This is a genomic window from Sorangium sp. So ce204, assembly GCF_051526795.1.
GTDB classification, from domain to species: Bacteria; Myxococcota_A; Polyangia; order Polyangiales; family Polyangiaceae; genus Sorangium; species Sorangium cellulosum_B.
The window spans coordinates 5,335,844-5,351,252 of record NZ_CP150317.1; the positions used below are offsets into that span (position 1 = coordinate 5,335,844).

The 15,409-nt window shown below is 72.9% G+C and carries 10 protein-coding genes and 1 pseudogene; 5 read left to right on the plus strand and 6 right to left on the minus strand.

Annotated elements, in window-relative coordinates; translation table 11 throughout:
- Positions 1-49: 49 nt before the first annotated feature.
- The 5 genes and pseudogenes from WMF22_RS19795 to WMF22_RS19815 form a co-directional block, all read right to left on the minus strand.
- Positions 50-1,132 carry an ABC transporter permease gene (locus WMF22_RS19795; protein WP_437300609.1) on the minus strand — a complete coding sequence of 361 codons (1,083 nt, stop codon included), beginning with the start codon at positions 1,130-1,132 and terminating at the stop codon, positions 50-52.
- On the minus strand, positions 1,129-2,046 hold the full coding sequence (locus WMF22_RS19800; RefSeq protein ID WP_438037272.1) for an ATP-binding cassette domain-containing protein: 918 nt from the start codon (positions 2,044-2,046) through the stop codon (positions 1,129-1,131). Before WMF22_RS19800 ends, WMF22_RS19795 begins: the two co-directional genes overlap by 4 nt.
- A 174-nt stretch (positions 2,047-2,220) precedes the next feature.
- Positions 2,221-2,664 (minus strand): annotated as a pseudogene (locus WMF22_RS19805) (ATP-binding cassette domain-containing protein); the annotation flags it as partial.
- 83 nt (positions 2,665-2,747) lie between these two features.
- Positions 2,748-4,049 (minus strand): BMP family lipoprotein, encoded by a 1,302-nt coding sequence (locus WMF22_RS19810; protein WP_438036712.1) that lies wholly within the window; start codon positions 4,047-4,049, stop codon positions 2,748-2,750.
- An 88-nt stretch (positions 4,050-4,137) separates the two neighbouring features.
- Positions 4,138-5,352, minus strand: a complete 1,215-nt coding sequence (locus WMF22_RS19815) for a vWA domain-containing protein (protein WP_437300611.1) — start codon at positions 5,350-5,352, stop codon at positions 4,138-4,140.
- Positions 5,353-5,893: 541 nt separating this feature from the next.
- Here WMF22_RS19815 and WMF22_RS19820 point away from each other — a divergent pair.
- Both WMF22_RS19820 and WMF22_RS19825 read left to right on the plus strand, forming a co-directional pair.
- The gene (locus WMF22_RS19820) at positions 5,894-7,318 is read left to right on the plus strand and encodes an SLC13 family permease (protein ID WP_438036713.1); all 1,425 of its coding nucleotides are present in this window, start codon (positions 5,894-5,896) and stop codon (positions 7,316-7,318) included.
- On the plus strand, positions 7,315-8,523 hold the full coding sequence (locus WMF22_RS19825) for a glycerate kinase family protein (protein WP_438036714.1): 1,209 nt from the start codon (positions 7,315-7,317) through the stop codon (positions 8,521-8,523). Before WMF22_RS19820 ends, WMF22_RS19825 begins: the two co-directional genes overlap by 4 nt.
- Before the next feature lie 20 nt (positions 8,524-8,543).
- Here the strand turns inward: WMF22_RS19825 and WMF22_RS19830 are convergent, their stop codons facing one another.
- On the minus strand, positions 8,544-10,130 hold the full coding sequence (locus tag WMF22_RS19830; protein WP_437300614.1) for a metallophosphoesterase family protein: 1,587 nt from the start codon (positions 10,128-10,130) through the stop codon (positions 8,544-8,546).
- A gap of 115 nt (positions 10,131-10,245) precedes the next feature.
- Here WMF22_RS19830 and WMF22_RS19835 point away from each other — a divergent pair, with 115 nt between their 5' ends.
- The 3 genes from WMF22_RS19835 (at position 10,246) to WMF22_RS19845 (ending at position 15,409) form a co-directional block, all read left to right on the plus strand.
- Complete coding sequence (locus tag WMF22_RS19835) at positions 10,246-11,526, plus strand: SUMF1/EgtB/PvdO family nonheme iron enzyme (protein ID WP_438036715.1); 1,281 nt, start codon at positions 10,246-10,248, stop codon at positions 11,524-11,526.
- Positions 11,527-12,202: 676 nt separating this feature from the next.
- On the plus strand, positions 12,203-13,027 hold the full coding sequence (locus WMF22_RS19840; protein ID WP_438036716.1) for a hypothetical protein: 825 nt from the start codon (positions 12,203-12,205) through the stop codon (positions 13,025-13,027).
- 579 nt (positions 13,028-13,606) lie between these two features.
- Positions 13,607-15,409, plus strand: coding sequence for a serine/threonine protein kinase (locus tag WMF22_RS19845; RefSeq protein ID WP_437300617.1), 1,803 nt, complete (start codon positions 13,607-13,609; stop codon positions 15,407-15,409).

The window sequence follows — 15,409 nt, forward strand, 5'->3', positions numbered from 1 at the left end:
TTCCATCAGGCCTGCCTCCGTCTGCCTCGTCCCTCCGGGCCTCGTCCCATCACGCCACCTCCGGCCGGCCGCCGCCGCGCGCCGCCCTGGGGGCGAGGAGCGCGAACAGGACGAGCGCGCCCTGGAGCACGCCCGACAGCGAGGACTCCAGCCCGAGGGTCATCGGGAGCTCCAGGCTGCCGACGTTGAGCGCGCTGAAGAACAGGGCGATCGGCGCGACGAGCGCGGCGCGCCGCCCGGCGAGCATCACCACGAGCAGCGAGAGGAAGCCGAGGTTGCTCGAGATGCTCGGGATGAGCCGGTGAAACGTGCCGAGCACCTGCAGCGCGCCGGCGACGCCGGCGAGCGCGCCGGAGACCGCGAACGCGAGGAGCACCTGCCGCGCCGCGCGCACGCCGAGCACCTCCGCGGCCGGCGGGCTCAGCCCCACCGCCCGCAGCCGGAGCCCGAGGTGGGTCCGCCCGAGCACGACGGCCGTCCCGAGGAGCGAGAGGACCCCGAGCAGGAGCGCGACGGGGCTGAGATCGGTGCCGCCCAGCGTGGAGAGCCGGAGCGCGCCGTCGAGCGGCTCGGTGCCGGCCATGGACGCGACGCCAGGGCGCTTCCACGGGCCGAAGACGAGGTACAGGACCAGCCCCTGGGCCACGAAGTTCATGCCGAGGCCCGCGAAGATCTCGCTCACCCGGACCCGCGTGTGCAGCGCGCCCGTGAGGGCGCCCCAGAGCGCCCCGCCGATCGCGCCCGCGCCGACGCAGAGCGCGACAACGGCGCCCGCCGGGAGGTGCGGCCACAGGGCGCGCGCCGCGCCCGTGGCGCAGACGGCGCCCAGGACGAGCTGCCCCTCGACGCCGAGGTGGTACAGCCCGGCGCGAAACGTGAACAACAGGCCGCTCCCACAGAGGAGCAGCGGCGCCAGCGTGACGAGCACCCGCGCGGCGCGATCCGTGGAGCCGAACGCGCCCTGCCACAGGCCCGCGGCCACCGCCGCCGGCGAGGCGCCGAGGAGCGCGCAGAGGCCCGCCACGAGCGCAAACGCCAGGGCGAGCGGTGCGAGGCGAAGGAGCAGGAATACGGCCCGGCGCGGCGCGCGGCGCACGGCGGGCTCGGCTGGGGCGCTCGGCTCGGAGCTCATCGATCGGACCCCGCAGGCGCTGGCGGCGGCGCAGGTGCACCAGGCGCCGAGGGCGGGGCGGCGCCGTCGAGCTCGCCGCCGATCATCCGCCCGAGCCGGTCCAGCGTGAGGTCGGCGACGCGGACGGGCGGCGAGACGCGCCCGCCGCTGAACACGAGGATGCGATCGCTGTAGCGCATCAGCTCGTCGAGGTCGGACGACGCGAACAGGAGCGCCGCGCCGGCACGGCACCGCGCGAGGAGCTGCTCCCACACCCAGCGCGCCGACGCGAGGTCGAGCCCCCGGGTCGGCTGCTCCAGGAGGAGCAGCGCGAGGCCCGCCGGGAGGAGCGCGAGCTGGGTGCGCTGCTGGTTGCCGCCGGAGAGCCGTTCGACGGGCGTGTCGGGCCGGCCCCGGATCCGGAGCGCCTCGATCGCCCGCTCGGCGGCGCGCCGGATCTCCCGCGGGCGCAGGAAGAAGCCGGGCCGCGGCGCGCGCAGCGCGACGTGCTCCTCGATGGAGAGACCCGCGATGAGGCCCTCGCGACGGCGATCGGCGGGCAGGTAGCCCACGCCGGCGCGCAGGAAGGCCGGGTAGGGGCGGCCGGTCAGGTCGGCCCCGCCCACGACGACGCGTCCCCGCCGCGCCCGGAGCAGCCCCGCGCAGGCGCGCAGCAGGAGGCGCTGGCCGCTCCCCTCGAGGCCCGCGAGCCCGATCACCTCGCCGCGACGGACGGCCAGGTGGGCGATGCGCACGTCGAGCCGGTGATCCCCGAACGCCACGCCCTCGAGGGTGAGCGCCGCGCCGCCGCTCGGCCCGGGCAGGCGCTCCAGGGGCGCGAGCGGCGCGCCGCCGCCCTCCTCGGGGGACCGCTCCCGAGGCGCAAGCGCCTCGCCGAACATCAGCGCGACGAGGCGATCGGCCCCGGCCGGCATCTCCGCCTCTCCCGCCACCTTGCCGTGCCGCAGCACCGTCACGCGATCGCAGAGCGCCTCGACGTCGGAGAGCTTGTGCGACACGAGGACGATCGCCTTGCCGTCCGCCTTGAGCCGCCGCAGCGCGGAGAACAGGGCCTCCTGCTGCGCCCCGGAGATCCCCGTCGTGGGCTCGTCCAGGAGCAGCGCTCGGACGCCCAGCGCGAGGAGCCGCAAGAGCTCGATCTGCTGGCGCTCCCCGAGGGTGAGCCGGGCGACCTGCTCGTCCGGATCGACGGAGAAGCCGAAGCGCGCCGCGAGCGCGAGCAGCTCCTCGCGCGCCGCGCGCCGGGGGAGGAAGACGCCCGCGACGCCGCCCGCGCCGCCCGCGCGGGGCCGGGCGACCAGGTAGCTCTCCAGGACGGTGAGCGGCGGGAAGTCGAGCGGCTCCTGGTGGAGCACGCCGACGCCGGCGGCGAGCGCGTCCGCCGGGCTCGCGAGCGCCACCGGGCGGCCGTCGAAGAGCAACCGGCCCGCGTCCGGGCGGAGGAGCCCGCCCAAGATGCGGAGGAGCGTGCTCTTGCCGGCGCCGTTCTCGCCGAGCAGCCCGTGGACGGCGCCCGCCTGGATCGTCAGCGACACGCCGTCGTTGGCCTTGACCGGGCCGAACCGCTTCGCGACGCGCTCGATCTCGATCCGCATGGATCACCGCCCGGAGACGGCTACTTGCTCGGCCCGGTGATCCCCCGGACCAGCTGCGGCAGATACCAGATCTGCTGGGGCGTCGCGGCCTCGCCGTCCTTCAGGAACTCGGTGCCATCCTGGAACTTGAGCGGCCCCTTGAAGAGGTCGAGCCCGTTGGCCAGCTCGATGACGAACGCGCCGAGCGGCGCCTGCGCCTCTCCCAGCGCGGCGCCGGGCCCGAAGCCGACGACCGACGACTCGCCGTTCAGATCGCGGAAGTCCGGCCCTCGCCAGACGAACTCGCTCGCGTACTTGCCCGCGCGCGCCTTCTCGATCGCCTCGCGGTAGAGCGGCGCCCAGTTGTAGTACGCGACGCCGAGGCAGATCTCAGGCGCCAGGTCGCAGCCGGCCCTGTGGTCGTAATGGACGTACTTGACCTTCTTGCCCGCGCCGCTCGCCTTCTTGGCCTGCAGCGCGGCCTCGGGCGTGTCGAGCCCGGTCATCAGCACGTCGAAGCCGCCGCCGATGAAGTCGTCGGACACCTTGGTTGGGTCGAGGGTGACACCCGGGATGTTGAACCAGAAGCCGATCCACGTGACCTTGAACGTGAGGTCCTCCGGCTTCTTCTTCTGGTACTTCTCCCAGCAGTACCGCGCGCCGAGGTACGCCGCGGTGACCAGCCGGCGGGTCTCGTCGTTCACGAGCGGGCCGACAACCCCGATCTTGCCCGTCTCGGTGCCGAGCGCCGCGGCGCACCCGGCGATGTGCTGGGCCGTCTCGATACGCCCCATGAGGTTGCCCAGGTTGGGCTGGGGCTTGTGGTTCTTGCCCTCCTTCCAGGCGTAATCGCCGGAGATGTGGATGACCGTGACCTCCGGGTGCTTGCGCGCGGTCTCGAGGGCGTCGTCCTTGTAATCGTCGGAGTTGTAGACGACGAACCGCGCGCCCCGGGAGATGAGATCGTCCGCGACCTGGGAACCCTTCACGTTCGGGCGGTCGGACGGGTTCACCTTGTCGACATACTCGAAGCCGACGTCCGGCATCTTGGCGAGCACCGACCGGATGCCGTCGTGATGGGCCTGGTTCCACCCTTTGTCGTTGTAGGGGCCGACCAGCACCATGCCGACCTTGTATGCGGCGGCCGGCGCCGCGGGCGCAGCGCTCGCCGGCGCCGCGGCGCCGGGGCCGGCGGTCTTCTCCGAGGGCGGGCTCGTGCTCGTCGACGAGCCCTGGCACGCGCCGGCCAACAGCGACAGCGCGATGGTGAGGACGGCGGGCGGGCGGGCAGCGAGGCGCGGGACAGCGAGGGCCGCGGGCGACTTCGGCGAGCGAGGTGTCACCGAGGCATCGTGGGCGGGAATGTCGCAGGGTGTCAAGAACCGCCGAGACGGACGACGCCGAGCGCAGGTGCTGGGCGTCGTCCGCGTTTCACTGCGGTATCACGATCACGTCTTCGCAGGTGAAATCGACCCCCAGGGCCGCTTCGGGGTCCGACTGGATCGTGGCGCACGTGCTGTCGCAGAGCACGATCTGGGTCGGGTTCGCGGCGCTGTCGTAACGCCAGGCGTTCTCGCTCGCGCACTCCTGGTCGTAGGAGAGCGCCGTCGGGTCACCTCCGCCACTCTGGTACGTCACGCGGACCCGCTGCGCGTCGAAGCTCCGCCCGTCGGGAGCGGGCGGGATCTCGACCGTGCAGGAGACCGAGGCGCCGCGGATCGCGTCGATCGCCGCCTTGAAGGCAGCCGAGGTCGCCCCGGGATTGCCCGTGTCGATCAGGTAGGCTCGCTCCGTCCCGCCCGCGTCGGCGATCTGGTGCAGGTTGTCGAGGTCGTGCGGCGCGCCCTCGATCGGCGGGTTGTCGACGCCGATGACGTACGTCGGGACGCCGTCCTCGAGCGCGCCGGCCGCGGCGTCCGACACGCGCTGGATCCTGTTGGACTCCGTGCCGCAGCCCGCAGGATAGCCGTCCGTGACGAGGACGATGGCGTACCTGCCAGGCGTGGCCCGCCGCTGGTCTTCGACGTACGAGATCGTCCCCTGCATGACGAACAGCGTCGGCGTGCCGCCGCGCCAGTCGGCGCTGGTGGCCGGGGTGACGGCGGTGATCGCCTCCTCGAAGCGCGGAGACGGCAGCGGCGTCATCGGGACCTCCGGTGTCTCGTACGTCTCGGCCGAGCACTTCTCGTCGCGGTCCTCGTCGTCGCTCGGAAAGAACCTGAGCGACGCGTTGATGCCCTCGGACAGGGGATCACTGAAGAACTGCTTCGTCGCCGCCACGACGGGATCCCACTTGAGCTCCTTATCGTACCAGGGCTCGTCGCCCATGCCCATGCTGCCGGACACGTCGAACGCGAAGGCGAGGTACACGGGCTGGAGGTCGGCGCTGGCCGACTGGGTGGCGCACGCCCCACCTTGGCCCGAGGAGCTGCCGTTGCTCGAGGAGCCGCCTTGCCCCGAGGAGCCGTTTGCGCCCGGACCGCCCGATCCGAAATCGCCGCTCGTGCTCTGGGAGCTCCCTTGGCCCGAGCCCCCGCTCCCCGGGCCGCCGCTCTGCGAGCTCCCGTCGCTGGCACCATTGCCCCCACATCCAGCGCCGATCGCACCCACTGTCAGCAACACAATGGCCATCGTGGGCAATCTCATAAGTCGAACCCTCCATCAAGGGCGGCCCGGCGCGCGTCGCCGGCGCCAGCACCGTTGATTCTGCGTGAGGCACCCGGAGCAGACACGGCCGTGAAGCTCGCTCCCGGTGCTCGTCATCCGGGAAGCATAGCTGACCAACATGGCAGCCGGACGACGCACGGATCAGAAATGATGCTTTCCGCCAACGCGGTCCGGCAAGTGTTGCCGCGGCCCGGCATTCCTTGAAGTGTGGTCTCCTTTCTCACCACAGCTCGGTGCGCGACGCCCGGTGTGTGGAAGGGGCTGAGAGCGCCGGCTCTGGTGGGCAACGCCGTCGACGGGGCCGACCCTGGCGCCGGACGAGAACGACGCCGCGCCGGGCCTGGATCGGGCGCATCCGCGGCCGTGATCGCGGCGCGCGAGCAGCCCGCCTCGTCAGCGCGGTTGCAGGAGGGGGGCACGGACTATGCCTTCCTCCTAGCGGGCGATCTTCATGTCATCGAGCGACGCAAATCATGAGGATGCGCCCGACCTCGAAAGCGCCGCGGATCGCAGCAATGCCGTGGCCGTCCGCCCGCCGCCCTCGCGGCCGGCCCCGCCGCGCCCGGCCGATCGGGTTCGCGTCCTCCTGCCCCTCTCGCTGACGATCGCCGCGGGGATCGCCGTCGTCCTGCCGGCGACGTTGCCGGCGCCCGCCCGGATCGCGCTCTTCGCCGTGCTGCTGGCGATCATCCTCTGGTCGACCACGTCGCTCGACGTGGCGTACGTCGGGCTCGGCGCGGCGCTGCTCCTCCTCCTGACCGGCGTCAGCCCCCAGGAACGGCTCTTCGACTCCCTCGCGTCCGACGTCATCTGGTTGATGATAGGCGCGTTCATCCTGGGCGGCGCAGTCGAGCAGTCCGGCCTGGCGATGCGGCTTGCGCAGCGCGTGGTCGAGCGCGCCCGCACCGTGCGCGGCCTGTTCTGGTGCTTGACGGCCGTGCTCATCCCGTCGTCGCTCTTCGTCCCGTCGGTCTCCGGCCGTGCCGTGATCGCCATTCCCATCTTCCGCAGCGTCGCTTCCATCACGGCGGATCCGCGCATCACCCGCGCCCTCGCGCTGCTGTTCCCCACCGTGATCCTGGTCAGCACCATCGGCTCGCTGGTCGGCGCGGGGTCTCACCTCGTGGCGAACCAGCTGCTCGGCCAGGTCACCGGCCGTCGGCTGTCCTTCGGCGAGTGGGTCCTCTACGGGATGCCGTTCGGCATGGTGGCCAGCGGCGCCGCCTGCGCGGTCATCATGGCGCTCTTCCTCGACGGCGAGCGCCGCGGGCGACGCATCCGGGTCCCCCGGCGCCCGCGAGGCTCCTTGTCGCGATCGGAGCGGATCACCCTGGCCGTCGGCGCGACGATGGTCGTGCTCTGGCTCTCGGAGCGGTGGCACGGCTACGAGAGCGCCACCGTCACGCTGGCCGGCGCGCTCGCGCTCACGGCGCCTGGCAGCGCGCTCCGCTGGAAGGAAGGCGTGAAGGCGGTCGACTGGAACCTCCTCCTCTTCGTCGGAGCGGCGCTCGTCCTGGGAGGCGCGCTGATCGACACGGGCGCGTCCGGCTGGCTCTTTCAGGCGCTGCTCCGCAACAGCGGTATCGAGAGCGCCAGAGGGCGCCTGTTCCTCGTCGTGGCGGTCGGCGTGATGTCGCTGACGTCCCATCTCTACCTCACCTCCCACGTCGCTCGCATCGTCGCGCTCGGCCCCGTCTTGCTGCAGCTCGCCGCCGGTCGCGATCTCGACCCCGCGGCGGTGATCTTCATCGGCACGGTCGGCATCGATTACTGCCTGACGTTCCCGGTGAGCTCCAAGGCGCTCCTGATGTTCCAGGGGCTCGACGGAGAGACGTTCCGCCCGGCGGATCTCCTGCTCCTCAGCGCCGTCATGCTCCCGATCCACCTGGCGTTGATCGCCGTCTTTCACTTCACCTGCTGGCGCTGGATGGGGCTCGCGCCATGACGGGCCCCCTGCGCATCCTGATCGCTCCGTCGGGCTTCAAGGAATGCCTGGACGCGGAGCAGGTCGCCGAGGCCATCGCGGCGGGCCTCCGGCGCGCGCTGCCGGAGGCGCGCCTCCTGAAGGCGCCGCTCACGGACGGCGGCGAGGGCTTCACGCGGGCGCTGGTCAAGGCGACGGGCGGCTCCTTGCACCCCGCGATCGTGACAGGTCCGCTGGGCCAGCCTGTCGCGTCCCATTTCGGCTTCCTCGGCGGCGCCGGACCACGGACGGCGGTGCTCGAGATGGCCGCTGCCGCCGGGCTCCGCCTCGTCCCGCCTCACGCGCGCAACCCGATGGCCACGACGACACGCGGCGTCGGCGAGCTGATCCGCGCCGCGCTCGACGCGGGCGCGGCGCGGCTGCTCATCGGTTGCGGCGACTCCGGCACCAACGACGGCGGGGCGGGCATGGCCCAGGCGCTGGGCATCCGCCTGCTGAACGCGGCGGGGGGCGAGATCGGAGCGGGAGGAGGAGCGCTGCTGGAGCTCGACTGCATCGATCTCTCAGGCAGGGACCCCCGCATTCCCCGCGTGCAGATCGAGGTGGCGTGCAACTGGCGCAACGTCCTCTGCGGCGCCGGCGGCGTGGCGCGCGTGTTCGGCCCGCAGAAGGGCGCCTCGCCGGAGATGGTCGAGCGGCTGGAGGCGGCCCTGGAGCGCTATGCCGCCATCATCGCGCGCGACGTGGGCGTGGACGTGAGGACCATGGCGGGAGGAGGCGCCTCCGGAGGCCTCGGCGCGGGGCTTCATGCCCTGCTGAAGGCGACGCTCTTGCCTCGCTACGATGTCCTCGTCCGCCACCTGGACCTGGACGACCTCCTGCGCGACGCCGATCTCGTCGTCACCGCCGAGGGGGGGCTCGACGCCCGGACGTCGCGCGGCAAGATGCCGGCGGAGCTGGCCAGACGCGCAAAGCACTTCAGGCTGCCGGTCATCGCGCTGGCAGGGACCATCGACGACGATGCGCGCGTGAACTACGCGTGCGGCATCGACTCGTTCTCGTCGATCCTCGAGGCTCCATGCACGCTGTCCGAGGCCATGGATCGTGCACCCTTCCTGATCGCGAACGCGGCCGAGAACGCGCTGCGCTACATCCTCATCGGCCGAGATCTCCCCGGGCTCCGCAAGGCGCGAGGGCATCCGCGTCCACGCGCACGGGCGGGCTGACCCGACCCGGGTCGGGTCGCTCAAGACACCTCGGCCTCGGCGGGGGCCGGCGCCGGCGCGGCGGAGCGCGCGGGGCGGAGCGGGTGGGTCTCGACGCGCCAGATCCCGTCGTCCGTCAGGCGGATCGCCGCGAACCTGGCGACGCCGTCGAGGTGGCCGTCGGTCTCGTGGCCGAGCGTCGACGAGGGGTGCGCGTACACGCTGACGCGACCGCCGCTCTTCGAGCGGTAGTGGCCGAAGAACGCGAGGTGCTTGTGCCCGTGGAGCACGAGCGCGCTGTTCTTCTTCGGGTTCTTCTGCTGATACGCCGCGAGCATCTCGAGGAGGCGCGGGCCATCCATGGCGATCATGAACGTGTCGTTGAGCGAGATCGGCCCCGCGAGGCGCGCCACGTGGTGGTGGAGCAGCACGATGACCGGGCCGGACCCCCGCCGGAGCGCGCGGGCGAGGCGACGCAGCTGAGCGCCGCCGATCTGCCCGATCGCGCTCGACCCCACGAACCGCGACCGGTAACGGTTGGAGTTGAGGCCGAAGATCCGGATACCGCCCTCGAGATCGAGCCGCCTCGGATACAGGCCGGCGATCGCGCGCAGCCGCCGCCGCGCGCGCTTGCGGGCCGGGAGGTGCAGGGGAGGCTGGAAGGGGCCGCGCTCCACGCGGGTGAGCACCTCGATGAAGCGCTGCTCGCGCTCCGCCCGCTTCGTGAGGTAGGGGTCGGGCGACGTGCCGAGGTTGATGGCGACATCGTGGTTGCCGGGCACCATGAGCACCTGCGAGGAGGCCGGGATGCCGGAGAGCGCCGCCTCGAGCTCGTCCCACTGCGCCTCTTCCCCGAGATCGGTCATGTCGCCCGTCAGCGCGACGAGCGGCGGCTTCATGGCGGCGATCTCCGCCACGAGCCGCTGGAGGCGGCCTGTCAGCTCCGCGGTGTCGGGGCGAGGGGCCCCTTCCGGCCACGCGGCGGAGCCCTCCTCGATCTCGTACGGCTCGCGGCCGCCCGTCGTGATGTGGAGATCGGAGATCTGGCAGAGCACGAGCCGCCCGCCGGGGATCGCGTCGCCAGGGTCGGGGAAGAGCGTCGCCGCGCCGCCATACCGCAGGATCACGCGGGTCGCCTCGCCCAGGGCGGACGCGAGCCAGGCATAGAGCGAGAGCCCGAGCGCGAGCGCGGCGAGCGCCGTGCACACGGCCAGGACGAGCGCGGCCCCGCCGCCGAAGGAGAGCCTGCCGCCCGCGGGGAACCAGGACGCGAGGAAGGAGAGGAACGACCCGTCCAGCCACGCGGAGAGCCAGGCGGGGACGCCGATCTCGAGGGCGTGCACGGCGAGCCCGCCGGCGCCGCAGGCCGCGGCGAGGAGGACGAACAGCAGGATCAGGCGATCGCGGACGACGTCGATGACGTCGACGACCTCGCCGAGCCTCCCCCGGAACGACGAGCGGAAGTAGAGGCTCCCGTAGGAGATCTTCTTCCATGTCTCCGGCCGCCACACGCGGCCTTGGCTCGCGACGCTGGAGACGACGAGGGCCGGGACGATGACCAGCGCGAGCAGGACGAGCACCGGCAAGAGCGCCAGGTAGAGGACTCGGAGGGCCGCCCGTCGCGCCATGCCTCATTTGACGTGCCCCGGGCAGGACCGTCAAGGAGCCGCTCGGACCGCGCGCGCCCCGAAAGTTGCCGGAATCGATGGATGCTCGTAGCAGTAAGCGCGAGCTCGCGCGCTGATGTCCTGCACCGAGACGCCGATAGAGCCGGCCTGCGCCCTGCGATCACCCGCGTCGAGCGGCCCGCCGCCGGCGCTCTCGACCGGCGCGCGCGCGGCGCCTGCGCGCCGGCGCGGCAGGGCCGCGGCCCTCGTCGCCGCGGGCGCTGCCGGCGCGGGGGCGGCCGTGTGGACCAGCGCGGCCGTGGCGGTGTGGACCGGGGCGCCCGCGACGGCGGCGCGCAGCGCGGCGCCGCTCGTGGCGAGCGCGACGAGCGCGCTGCCGGAGCGCACGCCGGCGGCGCCGCCAGAGCGGGTGACGCTCACGGCGGATGACGAGGACGCCGAGCCCGGCACGCTGGAAGCGCAGCGCCTCCGGCTGTTCGCGCGGATGCGGCGCGAGCTCGCGCTCCCCGACGAGGCGATGCGGCAGGTCGAGGCGATCTTCGCGGCGTCGACGGTGCTCGGCCAGGGCAACCCCGCGCTGACGCGGCACCCGATGTCACGATCCGAGTGCCGCCGCATTCGAGCGCTCTCGGGCGTCGAGCCGGCGCGCGAGCCGGCCTGCGGCGCGCCGGGGATGGTGCCGCTCTTCGATCCCACGCGCGGTCAGACCGCGGCGGACGCGCCCGCGTGCATCGATCAGCTCGAGTTCCCGAACGTGCCCTGCGAGTACCCCGTGGTGCACGTCCGGGCCCGCGAGGCGGCGCTCCTGTGCAGGGCGGTCGGGAAACGGATCTGCGACGCGCACGAGTGGGAGGGGGCGTGCGCCGGGGCCCTGCGGGATCCGGACGTCGAGTACGAGTGGGCGCGCCCCCGGAACGAGGCGAGCTGGCACCACAACCTCCTGCGCGAGAAGGTGTGGAGCTACGGCCCCGCGAAGGACCACGCGCTCTGCGGGACGGGGAGCTCCCGCACGCCGGGCTGTCCAGGCGGCGGGTGGGACCGCTGCGGCTCCAACACGTATCCGGCCGGCGCGTTCCCCGCATGCCGCAGCAGCCTCGGTGTCTTCGATCTGCACGGCAACGTGGCCGAGCACATGAGCCTGCCCATCCTGCCCGAGGAGCTCGCGCGGCACGGCGATCGGGGCTTCACCGAGATGAAGGGCAGCTGGTTCGCGTTCTCGTCGATGGAGGTCCACGCCGACGACTGCCGCTTTCGCGCCCCCGACTGGCACGCGACGCGCCTCATGAGCAGGGGCAGCCACGCGAACTACCACCTTGGATTCCGCTGCTGCAAGGACATCACGCCGCCGGACGGCGCCGAGCGAGGCGAGGGTGTCGACCACCACGGCGCCAGGTGAATCCATCCACATAGATTTGACCACATGAGCCCACGTGTGCGCATCGGGTGGTCCACGGGCGCAGGATCTCGCTGACGCGGCTCGTTGCGAGCGCCCGTCGCGAAGTTGCGGTGGCGGAGGCAGACGATTACGGCCCGAGGCGATCGATTCGTGTCGTGCATCCGTTGGGGCACAAACGGCGCAGCCTGAGCACGTCAGGCGCAGAGGGTCCGACGTCGTGCGCGGGTTGCGGCCCGGTCAGACGGGCGGCGGGGAGGCGCCGCGCGCCGTCGCGAGCGGGCCTCGATCGGGCCTCGACGGCTCTCGTTCACGACGGCCGCGGTGCGGGCGGGAGCGCAGGTGCTCTGCTCGAAAGCCCGCGAGAGAGGCGCGGCGCGCGGCGCGAGGCGCCTGCCCCCGAGGCGTTGAGTTCGCCATCTCCAGCATGGGACGCGCGGCCCGCGCGCGAACCGCCCTCCGATCGGGGGCCGTCCCGCCGGTCTCCGCGTTGAGAACCCGGAAAACCAAGGCCGGCGTCGATCCAGAGAATGCCTTTTTGCGGACGCGTCAAGGCGGGTGACGCGAGCTCGCAGCGGCAGTGTCTGCACACGAGGGCTGAGGCACACAGCCTGCTCTTCGATGAGCCCAAGGTGGCTCGGACCTTCCGGCCATCACGGGATATTGAGGAGGACAACACATGCTCTCGATTCATGGCAAGGTGCTGGGGCTCGCGGTGGTGATGGCGGCGCTGGGCACGGGGTGCGCCTTCGATGCGGGGAGCGACGCGGATCTCGACGAGGCCGGCATCGACGAGGTCGAGCAGGTCGATTCGACCACCGAGGCGCTCGAGGCTGGCGCGTCGGCGAGGGGCGGGTATCAGGGGCCGTACGATGGTGGCAAGGGCGGGCCGATCGGCGCGCAGGGCCCCATGGACCTCGGCCAGGGGCCGATCGGCGTGCAGGGACCGGCGAGCCCCGGCCTGCAGGCGCCGATCGGCCAGATGGGGCAGGGGCCTGTCGGCCAGGGGCCGGTCGGGCAGGGGCCTGTCGGCCAGGGGCCTGTCGGCCAGGGGCCCGTGGGCGGCGTGCCGGGCGTGGGCGGCGTGCCGGGCGTGGGCGGCGTGCCGTTCGGCGGCATGCCGTTCGGCGGCTTCGGCGGCTTCGGCGGCTTCGGCGGCTTCGGCGTGCCTGCCGCGATCATCACGAGTTGCACCACGTGCAACAACGTGTTCGCTCCCGACTGCTTTCCGTGCAGCCCCTGCAACAACTTCGGTCCCCCCTGCTGCAACCGGCGGCCGCCCTGCGGCGGTGGTGGGTTCTCGGGGTGCAATCCCGGCATCGGCGGCCCGTTCAACGGCGGGTTCTCGGCTGGTCCCTGCGGTGGCGGGTTCGTGCCGGGCTCCCTCGGCGGGTTTGTGGGCAGCCCCTGCGGCGGCGGTCCCGGGTTCGGGTTCTCGGGGGGCTCGGGGAGCTGCGGCGGCGGGGGAGGCTGCTGCGGCGGTGGCAACGGGCCGGGCTGGTAACAACGGGGCCTCTTGCCTCGGCTGCTAGCGCCGGCCGCGGCGACGGCGCGGGGCGCGGAGGAAACAGGCCCGGCGCCGCGCAGGCCGCCACGGGAGAGCGTGAGTCGCTCGCGCTCGATGGCCGATCTCGGGTCGGCCCATCGTCGCCGCTCTCCCGCGCGAGCTCCGCCTGCGCCGCCTCGGGCTCACCCCCTCGGCGGCCGGCGGACGGCGGGGACGTGACGGCAGCGCTCGAACGGCCGCAACGGCAAAGGCTGGGCCCGCGCCGGCGGGGGCGACCCATGTGAGGTGAGGTCGTCGCCGCCAGCGCGGCTCGCGGACGCAGGGGGGACGGCGCCACGCGGCCGTCAGCCGTGCCCCGCTGCCCGCGCGGGATGGCGGGAAGGCGGGGAGGCGGGGAGGTGGATGGCCGGCGATGATGGCGAGGTGAGGCGAGACGCGCTGCGCCGCGGGAGCGCGGCGCGGCCCGCGAAATTGCGCCGAATTGCACCTGAGTCCAGCGAGCCCGCGCCGGCGGCAGGCGCCGCCTTCACGGGCGTTGCTACGCCGCGAGCAATCCCTTAGAGTGGCGCTAACGCTGTGATCGGCACGATCATCGACGGCAAATATCAGATTCGCAAGCTCCTCGGCGAGGGCGCCATGGGCTCGGTCTACGAGGCCGAGCACACGGGGACCGGCCGGCGCTGCGCCGTGAAGGTGATCAGCTCGGCGGATCTCACCCGCGACCCGAAGGTCGTGAGCCGCTTCCAGCGCGAGGCGCGCGCGGCAGGCGCGATCGACACACAGCACATCACCCAGGTGCTCGACGCCGGCGTCGATCGCGGCTCGAACCTGCCGTTCCTCGCGATGGAGTTCCTCGCGGGCGAGGACGTCCACGAGCTCATCAAGCGCGTCGGCCCGCTCGCGCCCGACCTCGCGCTGCGCATCGTCGCGCAGTCGTGCATCGGGCTCCAGAAGGCGCACGAGGCGAGCGTCGTCCACCGCGACATCAAGCCGCACAACCTGTTCCTCGCGCGCCGCGACGCCGGCGAGATCCTCGTCAAGCTGCTCGATTTCGGGATCGCCAAGGTGAAGATGGACCGGGCGAACGAGACCGAGAGCGCCGATCTGACGCGCACCGGGAACCTGATCGGCTCGCCGCTCTACATGTCGCCCGAGCAGGCGCGCGGCCAGAAGGAGATCGACCACCGCACCGACATCTGGTCGCTCGGCGCCGTGCTCTACCAGCTGCTGACCGGGCGGACGCCGTACCATCACATCACCGCGCTCGGTGAGCTGATCATCGCGATCTGCTCGGATCCTCCGCCGCAGGTGCAGGATTTCGCCCCGTGGGTGGCGCCCGAGATCGCGGCGATCGTGCACCGATGCCTCCTGCAAGCCCCCGCGCAGCGCTACCAGAGCGCGCAGGAGATGTTCGGCGCCATCCGGCCGCTCCTTCCGTACGGCTGGGGCATCCACGAGAGCATGCTCGTGCCGCTGCCGGAGGCCGTGCACCGGCAGTCCGCGCCGCGGCTCGCGATGAACGCGCCGCCCGCGAACCAGGGCGGCGCGTACGCAGCGGCCTCGCCGGCGAACCAGAGCGGCGGGTACCCCGCGATCTCGCCGGCGAACCAGAGCGGCGCGTACGCCGCGACAGCGCCGGCGAACCAGAGCGGCGGGTATCCCGCGGTCCCGCAGGAGCACCGCGGAGGCTACTCGTCGTTCGCGCCTCCCCCGCTCCAGAGCGGGCCGCCGGCGCCGATTATTCCGGCCACCAACCACGCAGGCGCTGCGACGACGGGGGCGCTCACGCAGTCGCACCGCGGCACGCAGCCCGGCGTGCCGCGGGTGCCGGTGGTGGCCGGCGCCGCGCTCGCCGCCGCGGTCATCTCAGCCAGCGTGTACTTCATCAGCCGGCCGTCGCCGGAGCCGGTCGCGCAGCCGGAGGCGAAGGCGACCGTCGAGACGCTCCCGCCTGCGGCGGCCACGCCGACGTCGCCGCCCCCGACGCCGCCGCCGGCCGCGACGCCGACGACGCCGGAGGTGGTCGCGGCGGTCGAGCCGCAGCCGAAGCGCGTTCAGGTCGTCATCCTGCCCGCCGACGCCTCGGTCGAGGTCGAGGGCAAGCGCGTGACGACGCGCAACGGGATCCTCGATATCACCGGGCCGCCCGGGAGCGTGCACAGGGTGCGCGTCTTCAAGAAGGGGGGAGGCGAGGCGATGGCCGACGTCGTGGTGACCGACACCGGCGCGTTGCCGCCGAAGGTCGAGCTCACGCCGACGTCGGGGAAGGGCGGTCCTGCGACGTCGGCGAAGAGCGCCTCGACCGCGCCGCCGGCGCCGCCGCCCGCGCCCACGACCCCCAAGGGGATCATCGACAACACCGACGAGTTCGGAAAGTAG